The sequence below is a fragment of the Serratia oryzae genome (assembly GCF_001976145.1).
GTDB lineage: Bacteria > Pseudomonadota > Gammaproteobacteria > Enterobacterales > Enterobacteriaceae > Chania > Chania oryzae.
On record NZ_MOXD01000007.1, the window covers coordinates 87460 to 102334 of the forward strand.

A 14875-nucleotide genomic window follows, 5' to 3' on the forward strand; every position below is an offset into this window, starting at 1 on the left:
GTGGAAGCTCCCTAACATGGCCTTATTACAAATTAGTGAACCGGGTCTCAGCGCCGCTCCACATCAGCGCCGTTTGGCCGCCGGGATCGATTTAGGCACTACCAACTCGCTGGTGGCGACCGTGCGCAGCGGGCAGGCGGAAACGCTGGCTGATGAGCAAGGGCGCGATCTGCTGCCTTCTGTCGTGCATTACCAGGCGGAAGCACATCAGGTAGGCTGGGCCGCGCGCGCGCAGGCGGCACAGGATCCGGCGAACACCATTAGCTCGATCAAACGCATGATGGGCCGCTCTCTGGCCGACGTACAGCAGCGTTATCCGAGCTTACCCTATCAGTTTCAGGCCAGCGACAACGGCCTGCCGATGATCGTGACCGCCGCTGGCCTGATGAACCCGGTCGGGGTGTCTGCCGATATCCTCAAGGCCTTGGCTGCACGGGCAAGCGCGGCGTTAGCTGGCGAACTTGATGGCGTAGTGATCACCGTTCCGGCTTATTTCGACGATGCACAGCGCCAGGGCACTAAAGACGCCGCGCGTCTGGCGGGTTTGCACGTGCTGCGCCTGTTGAATGAACCTACCGCCGCGGCGATCGCTTACGGATTAGACTCCGCTCAGGAAGGGGTGATTGCTGTTTACGATCTGGGCGGTGGCACTTTCGATATCTCTATTCTGCGCCTCAGCCGTGGCGTGTTTGAAGTGCTGGCAACCGGCGGTGATTCAGCGCTGGGCGGTGATGATTTCGATCATCTGCTGGCCGACTGGTTGCGTGAGCAAGCGGGCATAGCCTCACGCCACGATCACAGCGTGCAGCGCCAACTGCTGGATGCGGCAATCGCCGCCAAAATCGCCCTGAGCGATGCGCCAAGCGCCCGTGTAGAGGTGGCTGGCTGGCAAGGCGAAGTGACCCGTGAGCAATTTGAATCCCTGATCGCCCCATTGGTAAAACGTACCTTGGTGGCTTGTCGCCGTGCGCTGAAAGATGCTGGCGTCAGCGCCGATGAGGTGCTGGAAGTGGTGATGGTCGGGGGTTCTACTCGCGTGCCGTTGGTGCGTGAGCAAGTGGGCGAGTTTTTTGGCCGCACACCGCTGACCTCAATCGATCCCGATAAAGTGGTGGCGGTGGGGGCCGCGATCCAGGCGGATATTCTGGTGGGTAACAAGCCGGACAGCGAGATGTTGCTGCTGGACGTGATCCCGCTGTCGCTGGGCCTGGAAACCATGGGTGGCCTGGTGGAGAAAGTGATCCCACGTAACACCACCATTCCTGTGGCACGTGCGCAAGAATTCACCACCTTTAAAGACGGCCAAAGCGCGATGATGATCCACGTTCTGCAAGGGGAACGTGAGCTGGTGCCGGACTGCCGTTCTCTGGCACGTTTCACACTGCGCGGTTTGCCGCCGTTGCCTGCCGGCGGGGCGCATATTCGCGTCACCTTCCAGGTGGATGCCGATGGCCTGCTCAGCGTCACGGCGATGGAAAAATCCACCGGCGTTGAAGCTTCTATCCAAGTGAAGCCTTCTTATGGGCTTTCTGATGCCGAAATTGCCGACATGATCAAAGACTCTATGGCGAATGCGCAAGGCGATATCGGCGCGCGCATGCTGGCGGAACAGCGGGTGGATGCTTCACGCGTGTTAGAAAGCCTGCAAGGGGCATTGGCGAGCGATGCTGCTCTGCTGAGTGATGAAGAACGCCAGGCGATCGACGCTGCGGTGGCAGATTTGCAGCAGGCGATGCAGGGCAGCTATCCTGCCGCGATCGAAGCCGCCATAAAAATAGTCGATGCAACAACTCAAGATTTTGCCGCGCGCCGCATGGATGCTTCCATTCGCCGTGCGCTGGCTGGCCATTCTGTGGATGAGGTTTAACCATGCCAAAAATTGTTTTCCTGCCCCATCAGGATTTATGCCCGGAGGGAGCAGTATTGGAAGCGGAGAAAGGGGAAACCATTCTCGACGTTGCGCTGCGTAACGGGATTGAAATCGAACACGCCTGCGAGAAATCCTGCGCCTGTACTACCTGCCACTGCATCGTGCGTGAAGGTTTTGATTCGCTGGCAGAAAGCAGTGAGCTGGAAGATGACATGCTGGACAAAGCCTGGGGGCTGGAGCCAGAAAGCCGCCTGAGCTGCCAGGCGCGCGTCACCGATGAAGATCTGGTGGTTGAAATGCCGCGCTATACCGTCAACCACGCGCGTGAGCACTAGAAAGTACCTCATTAGGCTACTGCGCTCAGCATTTTAGCCTAGGGCAGTGCTCGGAATCCTCACGTACTATGTGTACGCTCCGGTTCCTCCGCGCTGTCCATGGCAAAACTGCTTTCGCTCGCTACGCCTACTGAAGCACTTTCTCTGAGGAGGTTATTATAATGGGACTAAAGTGGACCGACAGCCGTGAAATCGGCGAAGCTCTTTACGATCAATATCCGGATACCGATCCGAAAACCGTGCGTTTTACCGATATGCACCAGTGGATCTGCGATCTGGAAGAATTCGACGATGATCCACAGGCTTCCAACGAGAAAATACTGGAAGCGATCCTGCTGGTCTGGTTAGATGAAGCGGAGTAAATAGCATAACGGGCTGCCATTGGCGGCCCGTTTATATTGTATCCAATACGATTAATAAAAGAATAATCCGGACTGGAGTAAGGCTATGACAACAGAAACCATGCAGATCACGCTGTCCCATGATGCCGCCGATGCGCGTTGGGGTGAAAAGGCGCTGCTGAGTACCAATAACGACGGCATGACTATCCATCTGATCGGTAATGGTAAGTTGGGCGCGATCCAGCGTGCTGCGCGCAAGATTGACGGTCAGGGCATCAAGCATGTGAAACTGGCCGGTGAGGGCTGGGGCCTGGAGCAAAGCTGGGCATTCTGGCAAGGGTTCCGTGGGCCAAAGGGCCAGCGCAGCGTCGAATGGGCTGAATTGCCTGCAGCGGATCGTAACGAACTGGAACAGCGACTGAAGATTATCGACTGGGTGCGTGACACCATTAATCTTCCTGCGGAAGAGCTGGGGCCAGAGCAGTTGGCGACCCGCGCAGTCGATCTGATGTGCGACGTTGGCGGTGCTGCAGTCAGCTACCGTATTACCAAAGGCGAAGATCTCCGCGAGCAGAATTATGCCGGTATCTACACCGTTGGCCGCGGTTCCGATCGTTCACCGGTGCTGCTGGCGCTGGATTTCAACCCGACCGGCAATCCTGATGCTCCGGTGTTTGCCTGCCTGGTAGGCAAAGGGATTACCTTTGACTCCGGTGGTTATAGCCTGAAACAAAGCGCCTTTATGGATTCGATGAAATCCGATATGGGCGGTGCAGCGACTATTACCGGTGCGCTGGCATTGGCGGTGGCGCGTGGCTTGCAACAGCGCGTAAAACTGTTCCTGTGCTGTGCGGATAATCTGGTCAGCGGTAACGCGTTCAAGCTGGGTGATATCATCCGCTACCGTAACGGCAAAACCGTCGAAGTGATGAACACCGATGCCGAAGGGCGCCTGGTTTTGGCCGATGGCCTGATCGACGCCAGTGCGCAACACCCTGAGCTGATTATCGATTGTGCTACTTTGACCGGCGCGGCAAAAACGGCACTGGGTAACGACTACCATGCTCTGTTCAGTTTTGATGACGAATTGGCGCAAGAGCTGCTGGCCAGTGCCAGCGATGAGCACGAGCCGTTCTGGCGCCTGCCGCTGGCGGAATTCCATCGTAGCCAGCTGCCGTCGAACTTTGCTGAACTGAACAACGTGGCCGGTGCGGCTCATAGCGCGGGGGCCAGTACCGCAGCGGCCTTCCTGTCGCACTTTGTGCAGAACTACCAGAAAGGTTGGTTGCATATCGACTGTTCTGCCACCTACCGCAAAGGTGCCGTTGAGCAGTGGTCGGCAGGTGCTACCGGCTTAGGCGTGCGCACGCTGGCTAATCTGCTGCTGAATAAAGCCAACTAATTGCGCGCTTCTTAAATCACGTTTTCCCTAAGGGTTCAGCATGCTGAACCCTTAATACATTGGAGTAAGTAATGAGTTCTCACCACCATGATGACGATGCCGTTCCAGGCGAAAATCAACTTGAGCGCCTTCTGAAACTGGCGGTATCGCAACCGGCACATCGCCCAGCATTTTTCCGTGAACTGTTGGATTCGACGGTTTACATTCTGGGCGACAGTGAGCAGGTGCATCAGGAAGGTGAAATCACGCTGAATGCTGAGACGCCGGTGAATATTCAACACTGGGAAAAGCAGGATGGCAGCAGCGTTATTCCATTCTTCTCTTCGCTGGAAACGCTGCAAAAAGCGGTGGAGGATGAGCAACCCTTTATTGCTATGCCAGCGCGGGTGCTGTTTGAGATCACCCAAGGGGCGGAATTGTTCCTCAACCCGAAAGCGGAATATGGCAAAGAATTTTTCCCAGATGAGATCGCCATGTTGTTGGCTACCGGTGGAGTGGTGAAACCGGCGGAACACTATGTCGATAAAGACAGCCAAATCCTGCTGGGCCAGCCTGAAACCTATCCTTCGGCGATGGTAGATGCGTTGACCACGCTGTTCAGCCAGCGTAAACCGGTACGCCGTGCGTTTCTGGCGCTGATGCACGATCGGGCGCTGGATGAAAAACCCAATCTGTTGGTCGGCCTGGAAGTGGATGGTGAACCGGCCGAGATTGAAGCCTTGATCAACGAAGCGGGCAGCGTCGCCAGCGCCACCGCGCCGAATGACGATCCGGTCGATTTTTGCCTAGTATCAGACAAAGAACGAGGCGTCAGTCATTATCTGATCACCCACACACAGCCGTTCTATCAGCGCCGCTGGGGCAGTTGGTTACGCAACATTATTCCGTCCACCGACAAAACCCAATAAACGTTCGAAACAGTGTGGCCGGTGAGGAAAAATAAGTGGTGCCGCGGAATATAGGGAATTGGGATAATTTTTTTAATGAAATGTTGATTTTCCCGTAGGCAAGCGTTAACGGCACACATATAATCTGCGCCACTTGAGAAGGCCGGCATCTCAACTTTTGCCCGGCCTGTTTTAGAACACATAGAGGCCACCATGACTGTACAACGTACTTTTTCCATCATTAAACCAAACTCAGTAGCTAACAATGACATCGGCGCAATCTATGCTCGTTTCGAGCGCGCGGGTTTCAGCATCATTGCCTGCAAAATGCTGCGCCTGACTCGTGAACAAGCCGAAGGCTTCTACGCTGAGCACAAAGGCCGTCCTTTCTTCGACGGTCTGGTTGAGTTCATGACCTCTGGCCCGATCGTGGTTCAGGTGCTGGAAGCAGAAAACGCCGTACAGCGTAACCGCGATCTGATGGGTGCCACCAACCCAGACAACGCGCTGGCGGGTACTCTGCGTGCTGACTACGCAGACAGCTTTACCGCTAACGCGGTTCACGGTTCTGACTCTGTAGAATCTGCACAACGCGAAATCGCCTACTTCTTCAACGAAAGCGAAATCTGCCCACGTTAATGGCGGTTTTTTCCTGCTAGAGCAGCCTGTTTACCGGTAGATACAATAAAAATGCCGTGAAAGCCGTTCAAGCGTGGAAACTCGTTAATAAAATTTGTACAATGCCGCGCCCCAGGTAAGCCCTCTTATCTGGGGCGTGTTTTTAGCGCCCTCTCTGTGGGCCTGAATGACACACTTACTTTCCATTCTTTCGAGCCATAACGTGTAACAACGAGGCCAAGAGATCATTATGTTAGAACCCATCGCGTCCGAGCACACCTTGTCTGAAAATAATTCACTGACCGATCCTGCTGTTAACACGGCACAACCTGTTGCAGCCAAAATTAACCTGCTGGATTTGAACCGTCAGCAAATGCGTGAGTTTTTCGCCAATATGGGGGAAAAACCGTTCCGGGCCGATCAGGTAATGAAGTGGATGTACCACTACTGCTGTGACGATTTCGAGCAGATGACCGATATCAACAAAGTGCTGCGCAACAAGCTGCAGAGCGTCGCCGAAATCCGCGCGCCTGAAGTGGCGGAAGAACAGCGTTCAGCCGATGGCACCATCAAGTGGGCCATCAGAGTCGGCGATCAGCAGGTTGAGACCGTGTATATCCCAGACGGCGATCGCGCCACGCTGTGCGTGTCTTCGCAGGTGGGCTGTGCGCTGGAGTGCAAATTCTGTTCGACCGCGCAGCAGGGCTTCAACCGCAATCTGCGCGTGTCGGAAATCATTGGCCAAGTATGGCGTGCGGCCAAAATCATTGGTGCCACGAAAGTCACCGGCCAACGCCCGATCACCAATGTGGTGATGATGGGAATGGGGGAGCCCTTGCTCAACCTGAACAACGTGGTTCCGGCGATGGAAATCATGCTGGATGACTTTGGCTTCGGCTTGTCAAAACGCCGTGTTACCCTCTCGACTTCTGGCGTGGTGCCGGCGTTGGATAAGCTCGGCGATATGATCGACGTGGCGCTGGCGATCTCGCTGCATGCGCCGAACGACAAGATCCGTGATGAGATCGTGCCGATCAACCGCAAATACAATATCGAAACCTTCCTGGCCGCGGTGCGCCGCTACCTGGAGAAATCCAATGCCAATCAGGGGCGCGTCACCGTTGAGTACGTGATGTTGGATCACATCAACGACAGCACTGACGATGCGCACCAACTGGCGGAGCTGCTGAAAGAGACGCCATGCAAGATCAACCTGATCCCGTGGAACCCGTTCCCAGGTGCCCCTTATGGCCGCAGTTCCAACAGCCGCGTAGACCGTTTCTCCAAAGTGTTGATGGAATACGGCTTTACGACTATTGTTCGTAAAACCCGTGGCGACGATATTGATGCGGCCTGTGGGCAGTTAGCGGGTGAGGTGATCGACCGTACTAAGCGTACCCTGAAAAAGAGAATGGCTGGGGAACCTATCAACGTACGGGCGGTCTGAATCCTATAGCATGATTTTTTTGTTATCTAACAGCCTGTTATGTGAGCAGCAATCCTTCAGGCGATCGGGTAACATCAGATAAGGAATGAGTGCAAGCATGAAGCTGAGACTGTGGGGTGTGTTATTGGCAGCCGGTTTGCTGGCAGGGTGCTCAACATCGGCGCCGGAGAAAGGCGAACCCGCGGCGGGCCAGACGCGTTTGCAACTGGGGCTGGAGTATCTGAATCAAGGCGATATGCAGGCGGCGAAGCAGAATCTGGAAAAAGCCGCAGACGCGGCCCCACAGGATTATCGTACCCAATTGGGCATGGCACTTTACCTTCAGCGGATTGGCGATAACGCCGCCGCTGAGCAGCGTTATCAGCAAGCGCTCAAACTTGCACCAGCCAATGGCACCGTTATGAATAATTACGGTGCGTTTCTCTGTAGTTTAGGGCAGTATGTACCGGCCCAACAACAGTTTAGCGCTGCGGCAATGGCGCCAGATTACGGCCAGGTTGCCGACAGTCTGGAAAATGCAGGTTACTGTTTCCTCAAAGCCGGGCAAAACGATGAAGCGCGCAAGTTATTATCGCGGGCGCTGAAGATCGATCCGGACAAGGGTGCTCCACTGTTAGTGGAGGCAGAAAAGCAATTTGGAGAAGGGAAACGCGCACAGTCGCAACTTTTATTGGATAGTTATCAACATGTTCTGCCAGCCAGTGCTGACAGCTTATGGTTACAGATTCGTTTCGCCGCGTTAGCCGGCCGTCAGGATAGCGTTCAACGCTATGGCAAGCAGTTAGCGCGAAGTTTTCCACAATCCAAACAGTACCAGCAGTTCTTAGCTAATGAATACTGAAGACTCCCAAGATAAAACCGTATCTATGACGACAGGCGAGCGCCTTCGTCAGGCCCGTGAACAGCTCGGGCTGAGTCAACAGGCCGTTGCAGAGCGCCTGTGTCTCAAAATGTCTACCGTGCGCGAGATTGAAAGTGACACGCTTTCTGCCGATCTTGCTTCGACCTTCGTGCGTGGTTATATCCGCTCCTACGCCAAACTGGTACATATACCAGAAGATGAACTGTTGCCGATGATGGCAAAACAGGCACCGGCCAAAGTGGCTAAAGTGGCTCAGATGCAGAGCTTCTCACTGGGCAAGCGCCGTAAGAAACGTGATGGCTGGTTGATGAGCTTTACCTGGCTGATTGTGTTTGTGGTCGTCGGCCTGACCGGTGCCTGGTGGTGGCAAAACCACAAGGTGCAGCAGGAAGAGATTGCGACGATGGCCGATCAGTCATCGGCTCAGCTTTCCCAGCAAAGTAATGATGGTGAGTCACCCCCCTTGAATGACGGTGATGCTCCTGCCTCTGCGATGGATACTGGTGCTGCGCCAGAAAATAGCGCCGCTCCGGTAACAAACAATGCAGCGGTTGCCCCAGCCCCACAACAGGCTCCGGCCGCTAGCGTGGCGCAAACGGCTCCACAGATTGTTGTCGCACCAAGCCAGGCGTCGATCCCAGAAGCTACACCGGCAGCCCCTGTTGCGCAGGCGCAGTTGCCGACCGGTAACGCTGCCGTTGCCGCACCGGTTGAAGATGCTAATGGGTTGGTGATGGATTTCTCTGCCGACTGCTGGTTGCAGGTGACGGATGCCACGGGCAAAACCTTGTTCAGCGGTATCCAGAAAGGCGGAACCCGGCTGAACCTGGCAGGAACCGCGCCCTATAAACTGACCATCGGCGCACCGGCCGCAGTACAGATTCAATATCAAGGTAATCCGGTTGATTTAAGCCGGTTTGTTAAGTCGAACCGTGTTGCTCGTCTGACCGTTGCCGCGCAGTAATTGCGCGGCCATTGTCGTTACGTCAGAGCAACAATGGAGAGTAAGTGATGCATAACCAAGCACCCATTAACCGTCGCAAATCAACACGTATTTACGTCGGCAAGGTGCCTATTGGCGATGGTGCACCGATTGCCGTGCAGTCGATGACCAACACGCGTACCACCGATGTTGCAGCAACGGTGAATCAAATCAAAGCGTTGGAGCGCGTGGGTGTCGATATCGTGCGCGTTTCTGTTCCTACCATGGACGCCGCTGAAGCATTCCGGCTGATCAAACAGCAGGTTAATGTGCCGCTGGTGGCCGACATTCATTTCGATTACCGCATCGCGTTGCAGGTTGCCGAATACGGCGTCGATTGCCTGCGTATCAACCCCGGCAACATTGGTAATGAATCACGCATTCGTTCGGTGGTTGATTGTGCACGTGATAAAAATATTCCCATCCGTATCGGTGTGAACGGCGGTTCTCTGGAAAAAGACATCCAGGAAAAATACGGTGAACCAACGCCGGAAGCCTTGCTGGAATCGGCCATGCGCCACGTCGATATTCTCGATCGTCTTAACTTTGACCAGTTTAAGGTAAGCGTAAAGGCGTCTGACGTCTTCCTGGCGGTGCAATCCTATCGTTTGCTGGCGGCAAGGATCGACCAGCCGTTGCATCTGGGGATTACCGAAGCCGGTGGCGCACGCAGTGGCTCCGTGAAGTCGGCGATTGGCCTGGGTATGCTGTTGGCGGAAGGCATCGGTGATACTTTACGTATCTCACTGGCTGCCGATCCGGTCGAAGAAGTGAAGGTCGGTTTTGATATTCTGAAGTCGCTGCGCATCCGCGCGCGTGGCATCAACTTTATCGCCTGCCCGACCTGTTCGCGTCAGGAGTTTGACGTGATTGGCACCGTCAATGCCTTGGAACAGCGCCTGGAAGATATCATCACGCCGATGGATGTTTCCATTATCGGCTGCGTGGTGAACGGGCCAGGTGAAGCGCTGGTGTCGACCTTAGGCGTGACCGGTGGGCACAAAAAGAGTGGCTTCTACGAAGACGGTGTGCGCCAGAAAGAGCGTTTTGACAACGAGCAGATGATCGACCAGCTCGAAGCGAAGATCCGTGCCAAAGCGGCAATGCTGGATCAATCCAACCGCATTGCGATCAATCTGCTGGAAAAATAAGCATGCAATAATCAATACGGCGGGCATTTAAGCCCGCCTGTTGATGAGCCCGAGGGGCTTAAAAGCGCATCCACGTTGAACTGCGGATGGCAAAGTCCCTATAATCGGTTTCATTTTTATATAAAACGGACAGAGAACTCACGTGGCAAAAAACATTCAAGCCATTCGCGGCATGAACGATTACCTGCCGGAAGACACGGCATTATGGCAGCGAATTGAAGGCACTCTTAAGCAGGTGCTGAGCAGCTACGGTTATAGCGAAATCCGGTTGCCGATTGTAGAGCAGACCCCGTTATTTAAACGCGCCATTGGTGAAGTGACCGATGTTGTAGAAAAAGAGATGTACACCTTTGAGGATCGCAACGGCGAAAGCCTGACGTTGCGCCCGGAAGGAACGGCTGGCTGCGTGCGCGCCGGTATCGAACATGGTCTGCTGTACAATCAGGAGCAGCGTCTGTGGTACATCGGCCCGATGTTCCGCTACGAGCGCCCGCAAAAAGGCCGTTATCGTCAGTTCCACCAGTTAGGGGCCGAAGTCTTTGGCCTGCAAGGCCCGGACGTTGATGCTGAACTGATCCTGCTGAGCGCCCGCTGGTGGAAGGCGTTGGGTATTGCCGAGCACGTCAAGCTGGAGCTGAACTCGATCGGTTCGTTGGCTGCGCGTGCCAATTACCGCGATGCACTGGTTACCTTCCTGGAACAACATCAGGACAAACTGGACGAAGACTGCAAGCGCCGGATGTACAGCAACCCGCTGCGCGTACTGGATTCCAAAAATCCTGATGTGCAGGCCCTGCTGAATGATGCGCCGCGCCTTTCTGAGTATCTGGATGAAGAGTCCAGGTCGCATTTCAATGGCTTGTGTGAACTTTTGGCGCAGGCAGGTATCCCATATACCATCAACGAACGTCTGGTTCGTGGTCTGGACTATTACAACCGCACGGTATTTGAGTGGGTGACTACCAGCCTTGGTGCACAGGGTACCGTGTGTGCCGGTGGCCGTTATGATGGCCTGGTTGAGCAATTGGGCGGGCGGGCAACGCCTGCCGTGGGCTTTGCCATGGGGTTAGAGCGTTTAGTGTTGCTAGTTCAGGCCGTGAATCCAGACTTCAAAGCGCCGGCTACCATTGATGTGTATGTGATCTCTTCCGGTGCAGGCACACAGAGTGCGGCGATGCAACTGGCAGAAAGCGTGCGTGATGCAGCACCGCAGATTAAATTGATGACCAACTATGGCGGCGGCAACTTTAAGAAGCAGATCACCCGTGCAGACAAATGGGGTGCTCGCATTGCCCTGATTTTGGGTGAAGATGAAGTGGCGGCACAGCAGGTGGTGGTCAAAGACCTGCGCAGTGGTGAACAAGAAACGCTGGCGCAAAGCGAAGTCGCAACGCGTCTGGCTTTGATGTTAGGTTAAGGAGAAGGACACCGTGGAAGTTTATACCACTGAAAACGAACAACTTGATGCCGTGCGCCGGTTCTTTAGCGAAAATGGTAAAGCATTGGCCGTGGGCGTTGTGCTCGGTATTGGTGCCCTGTTGGGGTGGCGCTATTGGCAGAGCCACCAAAATGCCAGCATGATGGCGGCTTCGGATGCTTACCAGCAGGTCAGCGAACAGCTTATCGATGCTAAAGCCGATGATGTGGTGGCGGCAGAGAAATTTATCCAGGCCAACAGCAATAATTACGGCGTGTTGGCGGCACTGCAGTTGGCGAAGTATTTTGTTGAGCAAAACGATTTCGCCAAGGCAGAACAGCAGTTGGTGCTGGCGCAGAGCCATGCCAAAGACGAAAGCCTGCTGGCGGTGACCAACCTGCGCCTGGCACGCGTTCAGTTGCAGGAGAAAAAGCTGGATGAAGCGCTGAAAACGCTAGAGGGCGTGAAGGGTGAGGGCTGGGCGGCAATGATGCAAGACGTGCGCGGTGACGTACTGTTGGCGAAAGGCGACATCCAAGGTGCCCGTGAAGCTTACGGCAAAGGCATCGAGTCCAATGCTTCCCAGGCGCTTGCAGGATTGATGCGCATGAAATTGAATAACTTGTCCAGCTAAGGGGATTCCCATGCAATTGCGTAAAACACTCTTGGTCGGGCTGGTTTCCGTTACCTTGCTGAGTGGTTGTTCGCTGTTTAGCAGTGAAGAAGACGTGGTTACCATGTCGCCGCTGCCAAAGGTTGAAAATCAGTTCACGCCAAATACGGTGTGGAGCACCTCGGTGGGTGACGGTATTGGTGGCTACTATTCTCACCTGCGTCCGGCTTACCAGGATGGCACCGTGTATGCGGCCGATCGCCGTGGCATCGTAAAAGCGATGGATCTGTTAGATGGTAAAGAGAAGTGGACGGTGGATCTCTCAGAGAAAACCCATTTCTTTTCCAGCAATCAACCGGCGTTACTCTCTGGCGGCCTGACGGTTTCCGGCGCCAACGTATACGTTGGCAGTGAGAAAGCGGTGGTTTATGCGCTGAATACCGCAGATGGTAAAGTCACGTGGCAGACTAACGTGGCGGGTGAAGCGATTTCCCGCCCGGTCGTTGCCGATGGCATGGTGCTGATCCATACCACTAACGGCCAGTTGCAGGCATTGAATGAATCTGATGGTGCTATCAAGTGGACCGTCAACCTGGATATTCCTTCTCTGTCGCTGCGTGGCGAATCTGCACCTGCCGTTGCCTTTGGTGCCGCGATTGTCGGCGGTGATAATGGCCGCGTCAGCGCCGTGCTGATGCAGCAGGGCCAGTTGATTTGGCAACAGCGTATTTCCCAGCCAAGCGGCGCGACCGAAATCGATCGCCTGAACGATGTGGATACCACCCCGGTGATTGTTGATAACGTGGTGTATGCACTGGGTTACAATGGTAACCTGACGGCATTGGATCTGCGTTCTGGCCAGATCATATGGAAACGCGAGATGGGGTCGGTGAACGATTTCATCGTTGACGCGGGTCGTATTTATCTGGCCGATCAGAACGATCGTGTCGTGGCAATGAACACTGACGGTGGTGCCAGCCTGTGGACGCAGAGCGATCTGCTGCACCGTAATCTGACCGCACCAGCGCTGTATAACGGCTATCTGGTGGTTGGGGACGCCGAAGGCTACTTGCACTGGATCAACACCACGGATGGCCGTTTTGTGGCCCAGCAGAAAGTGGATAGCTCCGGCTTCCTGTCTGCACCGGTGGTGGCTGGTGACAAGCTGCTGATCCAGGCGCGTGGCGGTAAAGTTTACGCTTTCACCCGCTAACGCTGGCTGTCGTACCGGTTTATATACCCAATAGATTTCAAGTTGCGGTCAGGCGGTCACGGAGTGGTACAGCCAGCAGCGCCGCCGCTTGAAAGATAAAGGGGATAACGGCTCCTGATGTTCAGGGGCCGTTTCGTATTTTTAAAACGACGCTGTCGCTGTGTGTGGCGCTGCGTGGTTACGCATTGATTATTAAGTAATGAGGCTTCAACCATGATACCTGTCGTCGCGCTGGTCGGGCGCCCGAATGTGGGTAAATCCACCTTGTTTAACCGTTTAACACATACGCGCGATGCGCTGGTGGCGGATTTCCCCGGGCTAACGCGAGACCGTAAATATGGTCGTGCTGAAGTTGAGGGTAACGAATTTATCATTGTCGATACCGGGGGTATTGACGGCACGGAAGACGGCGTAGAAACCCGCATGGCGGGCCAATCGCTGCTGGCGATTGAAGAAGCGGACATTGTGCTGTTTATGGTGGATGCCCGCGCCGGGTTGATGCCTGCCGATCAGGGCATTGCCCAGCATCTGCGCAGCCGTCAGAAGGCCACTTTCCTGGTCGCCAACAAAACCGACGGTATGGATCCAGACACCGCTACCGCCGATTTCTATTCGTTGGGGCTGGGTGAAGTCTATGCTATTGCAGCCTCCCATGGGCGTGGTGTGGCACAGTTGATTGAACACGTACTGGTGCCGTTTCTGCCCGAAAAGCCAGAAGAAGTTGAGCTGAGCGAAGAAGAGGCTAACGCCGCTTATTGGGCTGAGCAAGACGGCGAAATGGCGGAAGAGGGCGAAGATGAAGAGCTGGAAGAAGACTTCAACCCGCAGGACTTGCCAATTAAACTGGCGATCGTTGGCCGCCCTAACGTAGGTAAGTCCACACTGACTAACCGCATCCTCGGCGAGGAGCGAGTGGTAGTGTATGACATGCCGGGCACTACCCGTGACAGCATCTATATCCCGATGGTGCGTGATGGGCGCGAATATGTGCTGATCGATACCGCCGGGGTGCGTAAGCGTGGCAAAGTGACTGAAACCGTAGAGAAATTCTCGGTAATCAAAACGCTGCAAGCGATTGAAGACGCTAACGTGGTGCTGCTGGTGATCGACGCCCGCGAAGGGATTTCCGATCAGGATCTCTCGCTGTTGGGCTTTATCCTCAATAGTGGGCGCTCACTGGTGATTGCGGTCAACAAGTGGGATGGCATGAGCGAGGAAGATCGCGAGCACGTGAAAGAGATGCTCGATCTGCGCTTGGGCTTTGTCGATTTCGCTCGTGTGCACTTTATCTCTGCGCTGCACGGCAGCGGCGTTGGCAACCTGTTTGAATCCGTATTGGAAGCTTACGAATGTTCGACGCGTCGCGTGAATACCTCGATGCTCACCAAAATCATGCAGATGGCTGCCGACGACCATCAGCCACCGTTGGTGCGTGGCCGCCGCGTGAAGCTGAAATATGCCCACGCCGGTGGGTATAACCCGCCAATCGTGGTGATCCATGGCAACCAGGTGGCCGATCTGTCGGATTCGTACAAGCGTTACCTGATGAACTATTTCCGCCGTTCATTGAACGTGATGGGTACGCCGATCCGCATTCAGTTTAAAGAAGGGGATAACCCGTTTGCGGGCAAGCGTAACACCCTGACTCCGAACCAGATGCGTAAGCGTAAGCGCTTGATGAGCCACCTGAAAAAGTCAAAATAACAGTAATAAGGGCGTGGTAAATGATACCGCGCC

General features: G+C 54.9%; 14 protein-coding genes. All 14 read left to right on the forward strand.

Going from position 1 to position 14875, the window contains the following annotated elements; all coding sequences use genetic code 11:
* Positions 1-16 precede the first annotated feature (16 nt).
* The 14 genes from hscA (at position 17) to der (ending at position 14842) form a co-directional block, all read left to right on the forward strand.
* Positions 17-1867, forward strand: a complete 1851-nt coding sequence (hscA, locus tag BMI79_RS14000; RefSeq protein WP_076942753.1) for a Fe-S protein assembly chaperone HscA — start codon at positions 17-19, stop codon at positions 1865-1867.
* A gap of 2 nt (positions 1868-1869) precedes the next feature.
* On the forward strand, positions 1870-2205 hold the full coding sequence (gene fdx / locus BMI79_RS14005; RefSeq protein ID WP_076942754.1) for an ISC system 2Fe-2S type ferredoxin: 336 nt from the start codon (positions 1870-1872) through the stop codon (positions 2203-2205).
* Between the two features lie 161 nt (positions 2206-2366).
* A complete protein-coding gene (gene iscX / locus BMI79_RS14010; RefSeq protein ID WP_006327336.1) occupies positions 2367-2567 on the forward strand; it encodes a Fe-S cluster assembly protein IscX in 201 nt (66 codons plus the stop codon).
* An 85-nt stretch (positions 2568-2652) separates the two neighbouring features.
* Entirely contained in the window at positions 2653-3948 is a 1296-nt protein-coding gene (gene pepB / locus BMI79_RS14015; RefSeq protein WP_076942755.1) for an aminopeptidase PepB, read from the forward strand.
* Positions 3949-4019: 71 nt separating this feature from the next.
* Complete coding sequence (gene sseB / locus BMI79_RS14020) at positions 4020-4856, forward strand: enhanced serine sensitivity protein SseB (protein ID WP_076942756.1); 837 nt, start codon at positions 4020-4022, stop codon at positions 4854-4856.
* Between the two features lie 192 nt (positions 4857-5048).
* The gene (ndk, locus tag BMI79_RS14025; RefSeq protein WP_076942757.1) at positions 5049-5474 is read left to right on the forward strand and encodes a nucleoside-diphosphate kinase; all 426 of its coding nucleotides are present in this window, start codon (positions 5049-5051) and stop codon (positions 5472-5474) included.
* Between the two features lie 229 nt (positions 5475-5703).
* Positions 5704-6900 carry a dual-specificity RNA methyltransferase RlmN gene (gene rlmN, locus BMI79_RS14030; protein WP_076942758.1) on the forward strand — a complete coding sequence of 399 codons (1197 nt, stop codon included), beginning with the start codon at positions 5704-5706 and terminating at the stop codon, positions 6898-6900.
* A 97-nt stretch (positions 6901-6997) separates the two neighbouring features.
* A complete protein-coding gene (gene pilW, locus BMI79_RS14035) occupies positions 6998-7741 on the forward strand; it encodes a type IV pilus biogenesis/stability protein PilW (protein WP_076942759.1) in 744 nt (247 codons plus the stop codon).
* On the forward strand, positions 7731-8726 hold the full coding sequence (rodZ, locus tag BMI79_RS14040) for a cytoskeleton protein RodZ (protein WP_076942760.1): 996 nt from the start codon (positions 7731-7733) through the stop codon (positions 8724-8726). The genes pilW and rodZ overlap by 11 nt, the downstream gene beginning before the upstream one ends.
* Positions 8727-8773: 47 nt before the next feature.
* Positions 8774-9895: a flavodoxin-dependent (E)-4-hydroxy-3-methylbut-2-enyl-diphosphate synthase gene (gene ispG, locus BMI79_RS14045; protein ID WP_076942761.1), complete on the forward strand. Its 1122-nt coding sequence runs from the start codon at positions 8774-8776 to the stop codon at positions 9893-9895.
* A 142-nt stretch (positions 9896-10037) separates the two neighbouring features.
* Positions 10038-11312, forward strand: a complete 1275-nt coding sequence (gene hisS / locus BMI79_RS14050; RefSeq protein WP_076942762.1) for a histidine--tRNA ligase — start codon at positions 10038-10040, stop codon at positions 11310-11312.
* 13 nt (positions 11313-11325) lie between these two features.
* Complete coding sequence (locus BMI79_RS14055; protein ID WP_076942763.1) at positions 11326-11946, forward strand: YfgM family protein; 621 nt, start codon at positions 11326-11328, stop codon at positions 11944-11946.
* A gap of 10 nt (positions 11947-11956) precedes the next feature.
* Positions 11957-13138, forward strand: a complete 1182-nt coding sequence (bamB, locus tag BMI79_RS14060; protein WP_076942764.1) for an outer membrane protein assembly factor BamB — start codon at positions 11957-11959, stop codon at positions 13136-13138.
* Positions 13139-13351: 213 nt separating this feature from the next.
* Positions 13352-14842, forward strand: coding sequence for a ribosome biogenesis GTPase Der (gene der, locus BMI79_RS14065; protein WP_076942765.1), 1491 nt, complete (start codon positions 13352-13354; stop codon positions 14840-14842).
* The last annotated feature ends 33 nt before the right edge of the window (positions 14843-14875 follow it).

Excerpts from the sequence above, each read along its gene's own strand:
- der (WP_076942765.1), top strand. The coding sequence starts at position 13,352 with ATGATACCTGTCGTCGCGCTGGTCGGGCGCCCGAATGTGGGTAAATCC.
- rlmN (WP_076942758.1), top strand. The coding sequence starts at position 5,704 with ATGTTAGAACCCATCGCGTCCGAGCACACCTTGTCTGAAAATAATTCA.
- sseB (WP_076942756.1), top strand. The coding sequence starts at position 4,020 with ATGAGTTCTCACCACCATGATGACGATGCCGTTCCAGGCGAAAATCAA.
- pepB (WP_076942755.1), top strand. The coding sequence starts at position 2,653 with ATGACAACAGAAACCATGCAGATCACGCTGTCCCATGATGCCGCCGAT.
- fdx (WP_076942754.1), top strand. The coding sequence starts at position 1,870 with ATGCCAAAAATTGTTTTCCTGCCCCATCAGGATTTATGCCCGGAGGGA.
- bamB (WP_076942764.1), top strand. The coding sequence starts at position 11,957 with ATGCAATTGCGTAAAACACTCTTGGTCGGGCTGGTTTCCGTTACCTTG.
- pilW (WP_076942759.1), top strand. The coding sequence starts at position 6,998 with ATGAAGCTGAGACTGTGGGGTGTGTTATTGGCAGCCGGTTTGCTGGCA.
- iscX (WP_006327336.1), top strand. The coding sequence starts at position 2,367 with ATGGGACTAAAGTGGACCGACAGCCGTGAAATCGGCGAAGCTCTTTAC.
- ispG (WP_076942761.1), top strand. The coding sequence starts at position 8,774 with ATGCATAACCAAGCACCCATTAACCGTCGCAAATCAACACGTATTTAC.
- ndk (WP_076942757.1), top strand. The coding sequence starts at position 5,049 with ATGACTGTACAACGTACTTTTTCCATCATTAAACCAAACTCAGTAGCT.
- hscA (WP_076942753.1), top strand. The coding sequence starts at position 17 with ATGGCCTTATTACAAATTAGTGAACCGGGTCTCAGCGCCGCTCCACAT.
- rodZ (WP_076942760.1), top strand. The coding sequence starts at position 7,731 with ATGAATACTGAAGACTCCCAAGATAAAACCGTATCTATGACGACAGGC.